The 16933-nt window shown below is 71.9% G+C and carries 9 protein-coding genes; 6 read left to right on the top strand and 3 right to left on the bottom strand.

Annotated elements, in window-relative coordinates; translation table 11 throughout:
- Positions 1-4: 4 nt before the first annotated feature.
- Positions 5-1120, bottom strand: a complete 1116-nt coding sequence (locus B1759_RS04280; protein ID WP_095513794.1) for an alkene reductase — start codon at positions 1118-1120, stop codon at positions 5-7.
- A 109-nt stretch (positions 1121-1229) separates the two neighbouring features.
- On the opposite strand from B1759_RS04280, the gene B1759_RS04275 reads away from it, so the two are divergent.
- The 5 genes from B1759_RS04275 (at position 1230) to B1759_RS04255 (ending at position 13808) form a co-directional block, all read left to right on the top strand.
- Positions 1230-2543: a glucoamylase family protein gene (locus B1759_RS04275; protein ID WP_095513793.1), complete on the top strand. Its 1314-nt coding sequence runs from the start codon at positions 1230-1232 to the stop codon at positions 2541-2543.
- A 127-nt stretch (positions 2544-2670) separates the two neighbouring features.
- Positions 2671-11406, top strand: coding sequence for a GH36-type glycosyl hydrolase domain-containing protein (locus B1759_RS04270; protein ID WP_095513792.1), 8736 nt, complete (start codon positions 2671-2673; stop codon positions 11404-11406).
- Positions 11407-11514: 108 nt separating this feature from the next.
- The gene (locus B1759_RS04265; protein ID WP_095513791.1) at positions 11515-12108 is read left to right on the top strand and encodes a Crp/Fnr family transcriptional regulator; all 594 of its coding nucleotides are present in this window, start codon (positions 11515-11517) and stop codon (positions 12106-12108) included.
- A gap of 126 nt (positions 12109-12234) precedes the next feature.
- A complete protein-coding gene (locus B1759_RS04260) occupies positions 12235-13236 on the top strand; it encodes an aldo/keto reductase (RefSeq protein ID WP_198948747.1) in 1002 nt (333 codons plus the stop codon).
- Positions 13237-13289: 53 nt separating this feature from the next.
- Entirely contained in the window at positions 13290-13808 is a 519-nt protein-coding gene (locus tag B1759_RS04255; RefSeq protein WP_095513789.1) for a hypothetical protein, read from the top strand.
- A 55-nt stretch (positions 13809-13863) separates the two neighbouring features.
- Here B1759_RS04255 and B1759_RS04250 read toward each other — a convergent pair whose 3' ends face one another.
- On the bottom strand, positions 13864-14493 hold the full coding sequence (locus tag B1759_RS04250; protein WP_143537257.1) for a hypothetical protein: 630 nt from the start codon (positions 14491-14493) through the stop codon (positions 13864-13866).
- Between the two features lie 110 nt (positions 14494-14603).
- A complete protein-coding gene (locus B1759_RS04245) occupies positions 14604-15017 on the bottom strand; it encodes a cytochrome c oxidase assembly factor Coa1 family protein (protein WP_095513787.1) in 414 nt (137 codons plus the stop codon).
- Positions 15018-15244: 227 nt separating this feature from the next.
- Between B1759_RS04245 and B1759_RS04240 the strand changes: the two genes are divergently transcribed.
- Complete coding sequence (locus tag B1759_RS04240) at positions 15245-16849, top strand: sodium/sugar symporter (RefSeq protein ID WP_095513786.1); 1605 nt, start codon at positions 15245-15247, stop codon at positions 16847-16849.
- Positions 16850-16933 lie beyond the last annotated feature (84 nt).

The following is a 16933-nucleotide window of genomic DNA, read 5'->3' as shown; positions in this document are numbered from 1 at the left end:
GGGGTTACGCCTCCTCCGCGGGCACGTTCGCCTCCTGTCCGTCCCAGACCGGATAGTCGGTGTAGCCGTGGGCGCCGCCCCCGTAGAACGTGTCCGAGTCGGGTTCGTTGAGCGGCGCGCCGAGGCCGGCAGCCTGAGCGGCGTAGCGGATCGGCAGGTCCGGATTGGCGAGGAACGGGCGGCCGTAGGCCACGAGGTCCGCCGTGCCCGCCTCGATGACCGCGTCGCCGTCCTCGCGGCCGTAGCCGCCGTTGGCGATCACCGCGCCGTCGAAGTGGTCGCGCATGAGCTGGATCGGGTCGAAGGAGGCCGCCGCGCCCATCCGGTCGTTGGAGCGGATGCCGTGGAGGTAGACCAGCCCGGCCTTCGAGAGCGTCTCGGCGACCGCCGCGAACGTGGTCTGCGGGTCCTCGTCCACGACGCCGTTGATCCCGGCGCCGAACGAGAGGCGCGCGCCGACGCGGTCGGCGTCCCACTCGGAGAGCACCGCCTCGGTGACCTCGCGGAGGAAGCGGAGCCGGTTGTCGACCGAGCCGCCGTAGCCGTCCGTCCGCTGGTTGGAGCCCGACGACAGGAATTGCTCGATCAGGTAGCCGTTGGCCGCGTGGATCTCGACTGCGTCGAACCCGGCCTCCTTGGCCTTGCGCGCGCCGAGGCGGTAGGCCTCGACGGTCTCGGCGATCTCGTCGGCCGTGAGCGCGTGCGGCGTCTCGAAGTCGACGAACTGGAAGTCGGGCGTCATCGCCTTGCCGGTCGCGGGGATCGCCGAGGGGGCCACGGGCGGCTTCCCGTCGTGGTACGCCGAGTGCGACACGCGGCCGACGTGCCACAGCTGGAGCGCGATCCGCCCGCCGACGGCGTGGACGAGGTCGGTGACGCGCCGCCACGCCGCCACCTGCGCGTCGGTGTAGATGCCGGGCGTCTGCGGGTAGCCCTGGCCGCGCGGCATCACCTGCGTCGCCTCGGCGATGAGGAGGCCCGCCGAGGCACGCTGGGCGTAGTAGGTCGGCGCGAGGTCCGTCGGGATCTGGTCCACGTGGCGGCTGCGCGTCAGCGGCGCCAGCACCATGCGGTTGGGGAGGGCCAGCGGGCCGAGGGCGAACGGGGAGAGGAGAGCCATGGGAGAGGGGTATCTGTTGCAACAAGTAACGCGATGCCGCCACCCTGGTTCCGGACCCGCGGACCCCGTCGCGCAGCGCGCCGTTCCTCCGCGCCGACCGTCTCCGGCCATGCCCGACCCCACCGCCTCCGACGACCTGCTCGACGCCGTCCACCGCGCCTCGTTCGCCTACTTCGCGCGCAAGACGAACTGGGCGAACGGGCTCGTCGTGGACAGCACCATGCCCGACAGCCCCGCGTCGATCGCGGCGGTCGGCTTCGGCCTCTCGGCGCTGCCCATCGCCGTGTCGCGAGGATGGGTGTCCCGCGAGGCCGCCCGCGAGATCGCGCTTGCTGCGGTCCGCTTCTTCCGCGACGCGCCCCAGGACGGCGCGAAAGACGGCGTCGGGCACCGGGGCTTCTTCTACCACTTCCTCGACATGGTGGATGGCCGCCGCGCCTGGACGAGCGAGCTCTCGACCATCGACACGGCGCTCCTGGTCGCGGGCCTCCTCTGCGCCGCCGCCTTCTTCGACGACCCCGACGACGCACACGAGGCGGAGATCCGCGACGGCGCCGACGCCCTCTACCACGCCGTCGACTGGGAGTGGGCGATGGACGAAGGAGAGACGGTCACGATGGGGTGGACCCCCGAGCGCGGCTTCCTCCGCTACCGCTGGGAAGGCTACACGGAGGCGCTGATCCTGTACGCCCTCGCAGTCGGCTCGCCGACGCACCCGATCCCGGCGTCCGCCTTCGAGGCGACGACGCGCACCTACAAGTGGAAGCGGATCTACGGTCACGACGTGCTGTACGCCGGGCCGCTGTTCATCCACCAGTTCTCGCACCTGTGGATCGACTTTCGGGGCATCCAGGACGCCGCGATGCGCGCCCAGTCCGCCCGCCTCGGGGCGCCGACGGACTACTTCGAGAACAGCCGTCGGGCGACGCTCATCCAGCGCGAGTACGCCGTCCGCAACCCGCGCGGCTTCGTGGGCTACGGCCCGACCGCGTGGGGCCTCACGGCGAGCGACGGCCCCGGTCCGGCCGTCCGCACCCTCGATAGGGAGACGCAGCGGTTCTGGGGCTACCGCGCCCGCGGCGTCCCGTTCGGTCCGGACGACGGGACGCTGGCGCCCTGGGCCGCTCTCGCCAGCCTGCCGTTCGCCCCCGACGCCGTGCTGGAGTGCCTCGCGGGCCTCGCCGTGTCGCACGCCAGCCGTGAGGACCGGTTCGGCTTCGAGGCGTCCTACAACCCCTCCTTCCCGAATGGCGACGAGGACCTCGGGTGGGTGTCGGATCATCACTACGCGCTCAACCAGGGTCCCATCGTGCTCGCCATCGAGAACCACCGCTCGGGCCAGATCTGGGACCTCATGCGGACGTGCGCTCCGCTGGTGGACGGTCTCCGCCGATGCGGCTTCGAGGGGGGCTGGCTGGAGTGAGGCGAGCAGCGCCGTGCTCCGCCGCTGCCCTGCCCCTGGCGGTTCTCCCCACCTGGGCTCCGGTGCGCGTGCTTCGGGACCGCGCGGCGATGCCCGGCGTTGAGGGAGCCTCCCACCTCCACGCCCCGTGCCCGGATCGTCCGTCGAGAGCCTCTTCAAGCCGACCCACCTCGCGGAGCACGCTCGCCGACTCGCCCGGACCCAGGCCGTCGAGACGGAGCCGTCGCGGGGGCGCCCGCTGCGTCCGCTGGTCCGCGACGCGCTGGGCGACCTGACGGCGGCCTACCGTGACCTCGCCGAGGCGGGCCGGGCCGGCGAGACGCTGACGCCCGCCGCCGAGTGGCTCCTCGACAACTACCACATCGTCCGCGACCAGGCGCGGGAGGCCGAGGCAGCGATGCCGCGCGCCTACTACCGCGTCCTCCCGAAGCTCACCGCGGGGCCCTACCAGGGTCTGCCACGCGCCTACGAGCTGGTCGAGAACCTGGCCGACCTGACCGACAACGACCTCAGCGTCGAGCACCTGCGTGGGTTCGTGGCCGGGTACCAGGAGGTCGAGTTGCTGACGCTGGCCGAGCTGTGGGCGCTGCCGCTCCTCCTGCGGGTCGTGCTCGCGCAGCGTGTGGCCGCGCTCGCGCGTCCCCTCCGCGAGGCGCGGGCCGACCGGCTGTCCGCCGCAACCTGGGCGGAGACGCTGGCCGCCCACGACGACCCGGCCGAGGTCAGCGCCGACCTGGCGGCCATCGCGCGCGAGCAGGCGCCCCTCTCCGGTCCGTTCGCGATGACCTTCGCGGCGGCCCTCCCGGCGGCCGGCGGCCGGGGCACGGCGATGGAGTGGCTGGAGCACCGCCTCCGGGCGCGTCGCCTCACCCTGGACGATGTCGAGCGCATCGAGACGCAGCGCGAGACGCAGTGGCGCGGCTCCATCGCCAACGCAGTCCTCGCCCTCCGCGCAGCCGCCGACACCGACTGGGTGGACATCGTCGAGGACCTCTCGGCGGTCGAGCACACCCTCCGGGAGGACCCCGCAGGGGTGTACGCCGCGATGAGCGAGGGGACGCGCGACGCGTACCGACACGTGACCGAGCGGATCGCGCGACGCTCGCCCGAGACCGAGTTCGGCGTCGCCGAGCGCGCGCTGGCGCTGGCCCGTCAGGCGGCCACCCAGGACGACGCCGACGCTGCGGCCGACCACGTCGGCTACTGGCTCCTCGGGCCGGGCGTCCGCACGCTCGGCAAGGCGGCGGGGTACCGGCCGAAGCTGTCGCGCCGCCTCTACTGGACTGCCGAGCGGCACCCGACCGCCGTGTACCTGGGCAGCATCGCCGCGGTCACCGGCCTCGGGCTGCTCGCGGCCGTCCTCGTGGCCGACGCGGGCGGGGCGACCGCCAACTGGCTCGCGCTGACCGTCGCGGCGGCATTTCTGCCGCTGCTCGACTTCGCCGTCACGTTCGTCAACTGGAACGTGGTCCGCTTCCTGCCGCCGCGCCAGCTGCCTCGCCTCGCCTTCGAGGACGGCGTGCCCGCCGAGCACCAGACGTTCGTCGTCGTGCCGACGCTCATCACGTCGCCCGCGCACAGCCGGGAGATGGTCGAGCGGCTGGAGGTCCACGCGCTCGCCAACCCCGACGCCGCGCTGCGCTACGCGCTCCTGACCGACTGGGCCGACGCCGAGGCGAAGGAGGTGCCCGGCGACGAGGCCACGCTCGACGCCGCGCGCCAGGCCATCCGTACGCTCAACGAACGATCTCGCGCCGCCCGGGCGCAGGGGGACGGAGCGCCCGGCGGCGACCGCTTCTTCCTGCTCCACCGCGAGCGCCTGTGGAACGAAGCCCAGGGCGTCTGGATGGGCTGGGAGCGCAAGCGCGGCAAGCTGGAGGAGTTCAACGAACTCCTCCGCGACCCCGACGCGCAGACCAGCTACACGGACATCGAGGGCGACCTCCGGGCCGCCACCGAGGGCGATGCCATCCGCTACGTCCTGACCCTCGACGCCGACACGCGGACGACGCCCGACGGTGCGCGGGCGCTCGTGGCGACGGCCGCGCACCCGCTCAACCGACCCCGCTACTCGGCCGACCGGGGCCGGGTGACCCGCGGCTACGGCGTCCTCCAGCCGCGCGTCTCGATCTCGCCCGAGAGCGGCCGCACGACGCTCTTCGCCCGCATCTACGCCGGCCGGCCGGGCGTCGACCCGTACACGACGGCCGTGTCGGACGCGTACATGGACCTTTTCGGCGAGGGCATCTACACCGGCAAGGGGCTCTACGACGTGGACGCGTTCCGCCACACGCTGGACGGGGCGCTGCCCGAGAACACGGTGCTCTCGCACGACCTCCTGGAAGGCAACCACGCCCGCGCGGCGCTCGCGACCGGTGTGGAAGTGTTCGACGACTTTCCGTCGCGCTACGCCTCGTTCGCGCTCCGCCAGCACCGCTGGGTGCGCGGCGACTGGCAGCTGCTGCCGTGGCTGATGCCGCGCGTCCGCGACGCCGCGGGCACGAAGCGGAAGAACCCGCTCTCGGTCGTCGGCCGCTGGAAGCTGTTCGACAACCTCCGCCGGAGCCTGACGCCGCCCGCGCTGCTCGTCTTCCTGCTGCTCGCGTGGACGGTCCTGCCCGGCTCGCCGTTCGTGTGGACGCTGATTGCGCTGTTCGTGCTCGCGTTCCCGATCTACGCGCCCGCCGCGCACGGCTTCCTGTTTCAGCCGCCCGACACGGTCACGTCGAGCTGGCTCCGCGTGGTCTGGGCGGACGTCCAGATGCACGCCCGCCAGATCGGCCTGTCGGTCGTCTTCCTGGCCCACCAGTCGGTGGTCATGCTGGATGCCATCGGGCGGACGCTCTGGCGGACGGCGGTGTCGAAGAAGAACCTCTTGGAGTGGACGACCGCCCAGCAGGCCGAGGAGTCGACCCGAGACGTGCCGCACTCGATGTGGGCGTCGGTGGCGTGGGGCGCGGTCGTGCTGGCGTCGGTGACGCTCACCGAGCCCATCGCGTGGTTCACCGCGCTGCCCTTCGCGGCGGCCTGGATCGCGGCGCCCTGGGTGGCGCGGTACGTCAGCCGCGACATCGACCGGGACGAGTACACGCTGACGACGAACGACCGCATCCGCCTGCGGACGGTCGCCCGGCGGACGTGGCGCTTCTTCGACACCATCCTCACCGAACGCGACCGCTGGCTGCCGCCGGACAACCTCCAGGTGCAGCCCGCGCAGGGCCTCGCCCGCCGCACGTCGCCGACCAACATCGGCCTGGCGCTCAACGCCGTCCAGGCGGCGCGCGACCTCGGCTACATCCCGCGCGGCGACGAGCTGGTCCGCCTCGGCACGATGCTGGACTCGGTCGAGAGCCTGGAGCGCTACCAGGGGCACCTCTACAACTGGTACAGCACCGAGACGGGCGCCGTGATGGCGCCGCGCTACGTGTCCACGGTCGACTCCGGTAACCTCGCGGGGGCGCTGGTGACGCTCAAGCAGGGGCTTCTCGAAACCGCCGACGCGCCGTGGCCTGGACTGCGGGTGCTGGATGGGTTCCGCGACACGCTCGCCGAGGTGCCCGAGTTCGCGACCGGCCCGGCGCGCGACGCCCGCGACACGGTCGCCCAGGTCCTGTCCGAGCGGGCGCCCCGCGGCATCGCGGCGTGGCACGCCCGCGTCACCCGCCTGCTCGCCGCCGGGCAGGCGCTCGCCGACGCCGTCGCCGAGGAGCCGCAGGCGGTGCGAGACCCGGCGGCCGAGTTCGTGGCCCAGGCGGCGCTCTACGTCGCCGAGGTGGAGGCGGTCGCCCCGTGGCTACGCGACGGCGTCGCGCTGACGCCCGGTGTCGCCGCCGACCTGGACGCGTGCACCTCGCTCGGCGCCCTCGCCGGCCGGCTGGCGACGGCGCTGGACGACGACCTCGGCGCCGAAGCGCGGGCGGCGCTCGCCGAGGCCCAGGCCACCGTCGGATGGCTCATCGACCACGCTGCTGGCCTCGCCGCACGCGCCGACCAGCTGGTGCGCGACATGGACTTCCGGCCGCTCTATGACCCCGAGCGCGACCTCTTTCGCATCGGCTACGACGCGGGCATGGCGCGGCAGGACCCGTTCACCTACGACCTGCTCGCGTCCGAGGCGCGGCTGACCTCGCTGCTCGCCATCGCCAAGGGCGAGGTGCCGCCCGAGCACTGGTTCCACCTCTCGCGCCCGACGCGCGTCACGCGGGCTCGCCGGGCGCTCCTCTCGTGGAGCGGGACCATGTTCGAGTACCTCATGCCGGTCCTCTACACGCGCCTCTACGACCGGACGCTGCTCTACGACGCGTGCTACAACGCGGTCTCGCTGCAGCGCATCTACGGGCGCGCGAAGGACCGCCCGTGGGGCATCTCGGAGAGCGGCTACTCGCTCCTCAACCTCCACCTGACGTACCAGTACCGCGCCTTCGGCGTGCCCTACCTGGGCCTGAAGCGCGGGCTGGGGGAGGACTACGTGGTGTCGCCGTACTCGACGCTGCTCGCGCTGCTGATCCGCCCCGAGCGCGCCCTGTCCAACCTGACGAAGCTGGACGCGACGGGCGCCTTCGGGCGCTTCGGCTACATGGAGGCCATCGACTACACGCCGGGGCGGGTGGCGGCTGCGGAGGAGGGGGCGTCGTTCTCGCTCGTCAACTCGTACATGGCCCACCACCAGGGGATGGGGCTGCTCGCGCTGGCCCACGTGCTGGACGGCGGGCGCTTCCAGGCGCGCTTCCACCGCGACCCGCTCGTCCGCTCGGTCGAGATCCTGCTCCAGGAGCGCGTGCCGACGGTGGTCGAGAAGATCGACCCGCACCCGCTCGACGACGCCGAGGTGGACGCGGTCGAGATCACGCCGGTCGAGGCGCGCGTGGAGCATTTCGGCCGCGACAGCACCGCCGACGTGATGCCGCACGGCGCGCTCCTCTCCAACGGCCGGTACTCGACGCTGCTCACGACCTCCGGCACCGGCTACTCCCGCCTCGACGGCGTCGCGCTGACCCGCTGGCATGGCGACCGCACCCGCGACGCCGACGGCCTGTTCATCTACGTCCGCGACGTGGAGTCCGGGCGCGTCTGGTCGAGCGCCGAGCAGCCGGTCACCTCGGCGCAGCCGCCGGACCGCTACGACGTGTGGGTCCACCTCAACAAGGTCGAGACGGCCCGCGTGGACGACTGGATCGAGACGTTCACCGAGACGGTCGTGTCGCCGGAGGACAACGTCGAGGTCCGCCGCGTGACGCTGACCAACTACGCCGACCGTCCGCGCACCATCGAGCTGACGAGCTACGCCGAGGTCGTCCTCCAGTCGGCCGCGGCGGACCTCGGCCACCCGGCCTTCTCGAAGCTGTTCGTCGAGACCGAGTACCTCTCCAAGAACAACGCGCTCCTGGCGACGCGCCGGCCGCGCGCGGAAGACGACGTGCGCCGATGGCTCGTCCATGCCGTGGCCGACAAGGGCCTGGCACGGGCCGTCCGCTCCCCCCGCACGCAGCTCCAGTACGAGACCGACCGGATGCGCTTCGTCGGCCGGGGGCGGACGCTCGACGCGCCCGCGGCGCTCGACCCCGGCGCTCGCCTCTCGCGCACCGCCGGGGCTGTCCTGGACCCCATCGTCTCGCTCCGTCGCGTCGTGGAGTTGCGCCCGAAGGAGAGCGTGCAGGTCGTGTTCTCGCTCGCCGTGGCCGACTCCCGCGAGGAGGCCGAGCGGCTGGCCGAGCGCTACGACCACCCGGACGCCGCACAGCGCGCCTTCGAACTGGCGTCCACCTACGGGCTGGTCGAGCTGAGCCACCTCGGCATGACGGGCGAGGAGGCGCTCGCGGCGCAGGAGATCGCGAGCCGCCTGCTCTACGGCGACCCGCGCGTGGCCGCGCCCGCGAGTGTCCGCGACCGCAACACGCGCCCCCAGTCGGGCCTGTGGGCGTACGGCATCTCGGGCGACCTCCCGATCCTGCTGTTCCGCCTCTCGAAGATGGAGGAACTGGACGCCGTCCGCGGGCTGTTGCGAATGCACGCCTTCTGGCGCCGCCGCGGCCTAGAGGTCGACGTCGTGATCCTGAACGACCATCCGCCGAGCTACGCCGACTCGCTGCAGGAAGCGCTCACGCAGGCCGTCGAGGGCTCGCCGCTGCGCGGACTCATTGGCCAGCGCGGCGGCGTCTTCCTGCGCCGCTCCGACGGGATGCCGGAGGAGGACGTGACGCTGCTGCTCACCGCCGCGCGTGCCGTCTTCCACGGCGAGGTGCCCTCGCTGCTGACCTCCGCGACGGTCGGGGAGGGGGACGCGGTGGCCGAGGCCCACGAAGTGGAGCAGGACGACCGCGCCGCCCAACTGCTCTCCGATGCGGTTCCAGCGACCCACCCGGCCGCCGACGAGCGCATGGCCGCGGCACGCTTTCCATCGGCCGCGGTCACGCCGGCACCGGAGTCGCTCCAGTTCGAGAACGGCTACGGCGGGTTCTCGGAGGACGGCCGCAGCTACATCGTCCGCCAGACCGGCGGCGAGGCGACGACGCGGACGCCGCTGCCATGGATCAACGTGGTCGCCAACCCGGCGGTCGGCTTCACCGCCACCGAGAGTGGGGAGGGCTACACGTGGGCTCGCAACTCGCAGCAGAACAAGCTCACGCCCTGGTCCAACGACCCCGTCACCGACCCGGCGGGCGAGGCGCTCTACCTCCGCGACGACGACGCGGACGTGTTCTGGACGCCCACGCCGCGCCCGGCCCCCGCCCCCGCGCCCATCGAGACGCGCCACGGCTGGGGCTTCACGTCGTGGACGACCGCCTGGGGCGGCCTGGAGACCGAGACGACGGCCTTCGTGCCGCGCCGCGACCCCGTCAAGCTGGTCCGCCTGCGGATCACCAACCGGACCGAGGTCGAGCGGAGCCTGTCGCTGTATCGCTACGCCGAACTCGTGCTGGGCGAGCGGCGCGAGCCCAACGCGCCGTACGTGATCGTGGAGCGCGACCGCGACTCGGGCGCGCTCCTGGCGCACAACCCGTACAACCAGACGTTCGGCAACCGGCTGGCGTTCGTCGCCGTGGCCGGCGCCGAGGTGGACTCGGTGACCGCGCGGCGGGGCGCCTTCCTCGGGCGCAACGGCCACGCGAGTGCACCCGCCTCGGTGGTCGCGGGCGGACCGCTGGACGGCTCTCTCGACACCGACCTCGACCCGTGCGCCGCCGTCCGCGTGCCGCTGGCGCTGGCGCCCGGCGAGACCCGCGAGGTCGTCTTCCTGCTCGGGCAGGCCAAGACCGTCGCCGACGTGCGGACGCTCGTCACCCGCTACGCGACGCCCGAGGCGGCTGACCTCGCGCTCGCCGACGTGACCGCGTTCTGGGAGGAGACCCTCGGCGCCGTCCAGATCGAGACCCCCGCGCCAGACCTCGACGTGCTCGTCAACGGCTGGCTGCTCTACCAGAACCTGTCGTGCCGCCTATGGGGCCGCTCGGCGTTCTACCAGAGCGGGGGCGCCTATGGCTTCCGCGACCAGCTCCAGGACAGCCTCGCGCTCGTCTACACCCGCCCCGACCTCACGCGGGCGCAGATCCTCATCAACGCCGCCAACCAGTTCGAGGAGGGCGACGTGCTCCACTGGTGGCACCCGATCACCGGCGCGGGCATCCGGACCCGCTTCTCGGACGACCTCCTCTGGCTGCCCTACGCAGTCGCCTTCACGCTCGCGTCCACCGGCGACGAGACGCTCCTCGACGAGGAGGCGCCGTTCCTCACCGCGCGCGCGCTGGAGCCGGGCGAAGACGAGGTGTTTCTCACACCCCAACCGTCCGGCGAGACGGGCTCGGTGTACGAGCACGCCGCTCGCGCCCTCGACATCTCCCTCACCGCCGGCCGCCACGGCATCCCGCTGATGGGCTCCGGCGACTGGAACGACGGCATGAACCGGGTCGGCAATGAGGGCGAGGGCGAGTCGGTCTGGCTGGGCTTCTTCCTGGCCCACATCCTGGAGCGGTTCATCCCCATCGCTGAGGCCCGCGGCGACCGCCAGCGCGCCGAGCGCTACACGGCCTACCGCGCCGATCTCGTCCGCGCCCTCGACGCCGACGGGTGGGACGGCGCGTGGTACCGCCGCGCGTTCTACGACGATGGCACGCCGCTCGGCTCGGCACAGAACGACGAGTGCCGCATCGACGCCATCGCCCAGGGCTGGTCGATCCTGTCGGGCGTCGCGGGCGACCGCACCGACCAGGTGCTCGACGCCGTCGACCGGTACCTCGTCGACGAGCGCGCGGGGATGATCCGCCTGCTGACCCCGCCGTTCGACGTGACCGACCACGACCCGGGCTACATCAAGGGCTACCTGCCGGGCGTCCGCGAGAACGGCGGGCAGTACACGCACGGCGTGCTCTGGGCCGTCCGCGCGTTCGCCGAGGGCGGCCGGCCGGGCCGCGCGCTGGACCTGCTCCGGATGATTCTGCCGGTCAACCACACCCGCTCGCAGGCCGCCGCCGATCGCTACAAGACCGAGCCGTTCGCCGTCGCGGCGGACGTGTACTCCGTCGAGCCCCACGTCGGGCGCGGCGGGTGGACGTGGTACACCGGCTCGGCCGGGTGGATGTGGCGCGTGGCCGTCGAGTCGGTCCTCGGCCTCCGCCGTGAGGCGGACGCGCTGGTCCTCACGCCCCGCGTGCCGGACGACTGGGACGGGTACACGCTCCGCTACCGCACCGACAGCCGGGGCACGGTCTACGTGGTCCAGGTGGTCCGCGACGGTCCGGGAGGCGCCACGTCCGCCGAGGCAGATGGGGTGGGCGCTCCGGTCGAGGGCGGCACCGCCCGCATCCCGCTCGTGTCCGACGGCGCCGCGCACGCCGTGACAGTCCGCCTCGGGGGAGCGCCGGGGTAGGGAACCGAGGGGTACCTGGGCGGATCCTTCCTCGGGTCGTCGGCATCTTGCAAGCCCTCCGACTCCGTCGGCAGCGGCCTCCCCACTTCGTGTCTCCAGACGAGCCCGATGGCGAACACCACCTCCCGTGATCTCACCCGCGAGGTGCTCGCGGCTCTCTCCCCGCTGGACGCCGAGGACTGGCACGCCATCGACGACTGCCTCCGCGTCCGTCGGGTGCCCGCAGGCGGGTTTCTGCTCCGTCAGGGCGACGTGTGCGATTACCTCGGCGTGCTCACGCGCGGCGCCCTCCGCACCTACAACGTCTCCTACACTGGCGAGGAGCGGACGGGGTGGCTCACGGTCAGGGGCATGGTCTCGACCGAGGTCCTCAGCTTCTACTCGCGCGAGCCGTCGCTCGAGTTCGTCGAGGCGGCCCGCGACACCGAACTCCTCTATCTCACCCATGCCGATCTCGAGGCCCTCTCCCTCGCGCGTCCGGCCGTGGAGCGGCTCGCCCGGCGGGTCGCCGAGCACATCCTGACCGACCTGAAGGGCCACCTCCTGTCGCACATCCACGACCCGGCCCCCGAGCGGTACGCTCGCCTCCTGCGCGTGAGGCCCGAGTTCGTCGAACAGGTCCCGCTCAAGGACGTCGCCTCGTTTCTCGGCATCGACCCGAGCACGCTCAGTCGCATTCGCGCGCTCGGCCGGCTCGACTGACTCGGGCCGGTTGATCTAGGTCAAGGCCGGGTCCGACCGCGGTCCGTACCCTGTCGGCCTCTGCCGATCCACCGTCTGGACCATACGCCGATGACCACCGCGCAACTCGGGCCCCGAGGGCCGGTCGTGTCCCGTCTCGCCCTCGGAACCATGACCTTCGGCGTCGAAACGCCGGAGGCGGACGCTCATGCCCAACTCGACGCGTTCGTCGAGGCCGGGGGGACGCTCATCGACACCGCCGACGTCTACGGCGACGGGGCGTCCGAGCGAATCCTCGGCCGCTGGCTCGCCGACCGTCGGCACGACCACGTGCTGGTGGCGACCAAGGGGCGTTTCGCACCGCCGCCGGGCTCCCGAGGCGCCTCCCGCCGCTCGCTGGTGCGCTCCCTGGACGCGTCCCTCGACCGCCTCGGAGTCGACGCCGTCGACGTCTACTTCGTCCACGGCTGGGACGAGGACACGCCGGTCGAGGAGACCCTGGACGCGCTCAGCGCCGAGGCCCGCAAGGGAAAACTCCACAGCATCGGCTGGTCCAACGTGACGGGCTGGCAACTCGCCCGGATCATGACGACAGCGCGGCTGGGCGGGTACGTCGTCCCGACCGTGGTGCAGCCCCAGTACAACCTGCTGGACCGGTCCATCGAGGTGGAAGTCCTGCCGTGCGCGCTGGAGGAGGGGCTCGCCATCACGCCGTGGTCGCCCCTCGGCGGCGGCTGGCTGACGGGCAAGTACGCCCGCGACGAGCGGCCGACCGGGGCGACGCGGCTGGGCGAGGACCCGGACCGTGGCGTCGAGGCCTACGACACGCGCAACACGGAGGCGACGTGGCGGGTGCTGGAGGTGGTCTCGGCAGTGGCGAAGCGGCACGACCGGACGATGGCGCAGGTGGCGGTGGCATGGCTCCTGTCCCGGCCGGGCGTCGCGTCGGTACTCCTCGGTGCCCGCACGCCCGTCCAACTGTCCGACGTCCTCGCGTCCACCTCGCTGTCTCTCACCGAGGCCGACCTCGCCGCGTTGGGCCAGGCGAGCGCGCCGGGGCTCCCAGCCTATCCGTACGGCATGCTCGAGGCGTTCAGTGCGATGACGGTATGGGATCACCTCGGGACCGCTGGAGACACCGCCGGCTAGCCGACGACCTCCCGGCAAGACGACTCGTTCGAACACCACACCACGCGCTCCCGATGCGGACCTTCTCCTTCCTCACGGCATGTCTTGCCACCACGCTCTCCCTGCTCGGCTGCGCCGAAAGGCCGCCGGATCGCTCCCCCGTCGCGGGCCATGAGGCGTCCGCCCTCGATCAGGAGACGGCGCGAATCCTCGGCGTGCTCAACGCAGAGACGCGGGACGCGCTCAGCCGTGACTACGAGGGCTGGAGAGAGCACTGGGTCCATGCGTCGTACGTGCAGAAGACCTACATGAACATGGTGGACAGCAGCTTCTCCGAGACGAGAGGCTGGGACCGGGTGGATGCATTCGTCAGGACTTACATCGAGGCCCATCCCGACCCCGAGCCGCTGCCGCCCACTCTGGAGAGCGCCGACGTGCGCCTCTACGGGGAGGGCGCGTGGGTGAGCTACGAGCAGGAGGACGCCGACCAGGGACGAAAGCGGGAGTCCAGACTGATGGAGAAGGTGGACGGCGAGTGGAGAATCGCGGGCATGCACACCACGATCTACGGATCGGCGCCGCGCACGCCGTGACGGTCCGCCTCGGCGGCGCAACCGGGTAGGTCGGTGAGGCGACCGAGGCGAGGGGTCAGCTTCCCGTCACGTGCCGGCGGACGAACAGCTCTACCTGCCCGTTGCCGACGCTCGGGAAGTACGGCTTCGGCTGCGGGTCGCCTTCGCGGAACGACGAGAACATCGGGCACCGCCCGGCGGGCACCTCGAACGTTTGCTTGTCGATCACGTCGGCCGTGCGCGCGTTGCGGACGACGTACTCGTAGGTCGCGTCGTGGATCTGGACGGTCCATTCCTGGCCGCTGTCGTCGTCCTCGTAGCCCTCGCAAACCTGGCCGGGGGTGGCAGAGAGGCGCTGGATGCAGGTCACCAGTTGGGTCCGTGCGAGGTCGGGCCAGGCGGCGCTCCAGCCCTCGGGGAGCGTCACGCTGCGGCTGTGGTAGGCGGCGCCGTCGTCGGTGTAGAGGAAGAGGACCGGGTGGACGCCCGGGCCGGCGACGAACTCGGCGGCGGCGGGCTGGCCGGTGCCCCGGCAGACCTGCCCGAACTGGGTGTCGAACAGCTGGTCTCCGGAGGCGGGCGCGGCCTCGGCGACCGGGTCGGCGTCGGGCGTCGGGGTGTCGGGGGCGTCGCCGCAGGCGAGGCCGAGCAGGCCGACGGCCAGGAGCGCCGCCATCGCGCGCAGTCGGGTGAAAGAGGGACGCATGGGAAGGCAGGGGAGGAGGGAGGGGCGTCGTATCGTCCCTCCGGCTTTTGCGGGCCGTCAGGGTCGCCCGCCTCGGGCATGAGGCGGGGCGTCGCGGGACCGAGGCGGGGTCAGAGGATGTCGTACGCCGGCAGCGCCTCCGGGTCGGCGCGGACGAAGCCCTGGCCGGCGCGGTACGTGTAGGTCGCGCCCGCGGCCGTGAGCGACATGCCGACGACGCCCCAGCGGCCGTTCTGCTTGAAGCCAACGATGTAGAGCGTCCCGGACGCCGCCTCGCCTCGGAGACGCGTGGACCACGAGCCGCGGGTCGTGCCGCCGTCGCCCTCGATGGCGCCGTTGAGGAACCAACTCTCCCGGACGGGGCCCCCGAGGGTCTCCTGCACGAGAGGATCGGCGAGGGCGGTCGCGAGGCCGCGTTCGTAGGCCTCGTTGTTCTTGAGGAAGGCGCCGCAGCCTGCCCAGATCACGCTCATGAAGAGCGCGAACCCGACGATCGCCATCAGCACCCCGAGGACGTTCCGCATCGGTCAGCCGGTCGTGAAGGGGCAACATAGGGCGCGCGGCCAGACCGTCGGTTTCGAGTCCGCGGAGGGGAGAGCCGAGGCGGGCGGAGGCGCCGAGACGGAGCGAGACCTCGCTGCACCATCCAGAGAACTCCTCGCTATTCTAGGGCGGCGCCTCGAGCGCCTGGCTCCACCCGGTAGCGGTTCCGCGTCGCTGCCCTCGTCTCGCCCCTCACCCTCCCACACGCATGGACTTCGCACTCATCGACTATGTCGTCTTCGCGGCCTACGCCGCGCTCATCATCGGCGTGGGCCTCTGGGTCTCGCGCGAGAAGGACGGCCACGTCAAGGACTCGGAGGACTACTTCCTGGCGGGCAAGTCGCTGCCGTGGTGGGCCATCGGCGCGTCGCTGATCGCGTCCAACATCTCCGCCGAGCAGTTCATCGGGATGTCGGGCTCCGGCTTCCGACTGGGCCTGGCCATCGCCACGTACGAGTGGATGGCTGCGGTGACGCTGCTGGTGGTGGCCTACTTCTTCCTGCCGATCTACCTCCAGAAGGGCATCTTCACGATGCCGCAGTTCCTGGAGAAGCGGTTCGACGGCCGCGTGCGGACGCTGCTGGCGGTCTTCTGGCTGCTCGTCTACGTGTTCGTCAACCTGACGGCGGTGCTCTACCTGGGCGCGCTCGCGCTGGAGGGCATCATGGGCGTGCCGCTGTTCTGGGGCATCGCCGGGCTGGCGATCTTCGCGACCGTCTACTCGATCTACGGCGGCCTGGAGGCGGTCGCGTGGACCGATGTGGTCCAGGTGTTCGTGCTCATCGGCGGCGGCCTGCTGACGACAGTCCTCGCCCTGGACGCCTACGCGGGTGATGGCGGCGGCGCGATCGCGGGCTTCGGCAAGCTCGTGACCGATCTGCCGGAGCGGTTCAACATGATCCTGGGGCCGGGCGAGTTGATCTACAACGACGACGCGGGCGCGGCGCAGGACGCCTACCAACTGCTGCCCGGCCTGGGCGTGCTGCTTGGCGGGATGTGGGTCGCGAACCTGTTCTACTGGGGCTGCAACCAGTACATCATCCAGCGCGCGCTGGCGGGCAAGTCGCTCAAGGAGGCCCAGCGCGGGCTGGCGTTCGCGGGCGGGCTCAAGATGATCCTGCCGCTGATCGTGGTCATCCCGGGCATCGTGGCGTTCGGCCTGGACGCGCCCATCGACAAGGCCGACCAGGCGTACCCGTGGCTCCTGGGCACCTACATCGGGCCCGGCTTGAAGGGCCTGGCGTTCGCCGCGCTGGCCGCGGCCATCGTCTCCAGCCTGGCGTCGATGATGAACTCGACGGCGACCATCTTCACCATCGACCTCTACAAGTCCCGCAACCCGGACACGTCGGAGACGAAGCTGGTCACCATCGGGCGGCTCGTGAGCCTGGCGGCCATCACCATCGCGGCGATCACGGCGTACCCGCTGCTTGGCGCCATCGACCAGGCGTTCCAGTACATCCAGGAGTACACCGGCTTCATCAGCCCCGGCGTGCTGGCGGTCTTCATGATGGGCCTCTTCTGGCGCAAGGCGACGGCCAACGCGGCGCTCGTGACGGCGGTCCTCTCGATCCCGCTCTCGGCGCTGGCGAAGGTGCTGCTGCCGGCGATGCCGTTCCTGAACCGGATGGGCTACGTGTTCTTGCTCTCGGTGGCGCTGATCGTGGTGATCTCGCTGATCGAGGGCAAGGGCGCCGACAGCCCCAAGGCCATCCGCGTGGCCGACGTAGACCGCGGCAAGGACCCCGTCTTCCTGGTCTCGGCGTTCGCCATCCTGGGCGTGACGGCGGTGCTCTACGCCATGTTCTGGTAGGCTGCGCCTGCGAGATCCGTACGGGGGAGCCGGCACCGCGCCCGGCTCCCCCGTCTTCGTTCGGCCCGCCTCGGTGCCGAGGCG

It is taken from the genome of Rubrivirga sp. SAORIC476, assembly GCF_002283555.1.
Lineage (GTDB): Bacteria > Bacteroidota > Rhodothermia > Rhodothermales > Rubricoccaceae > Rubrivirga.
This window is presented reverse-complemented; position numbering and strand designations above follow the sequence as displayed.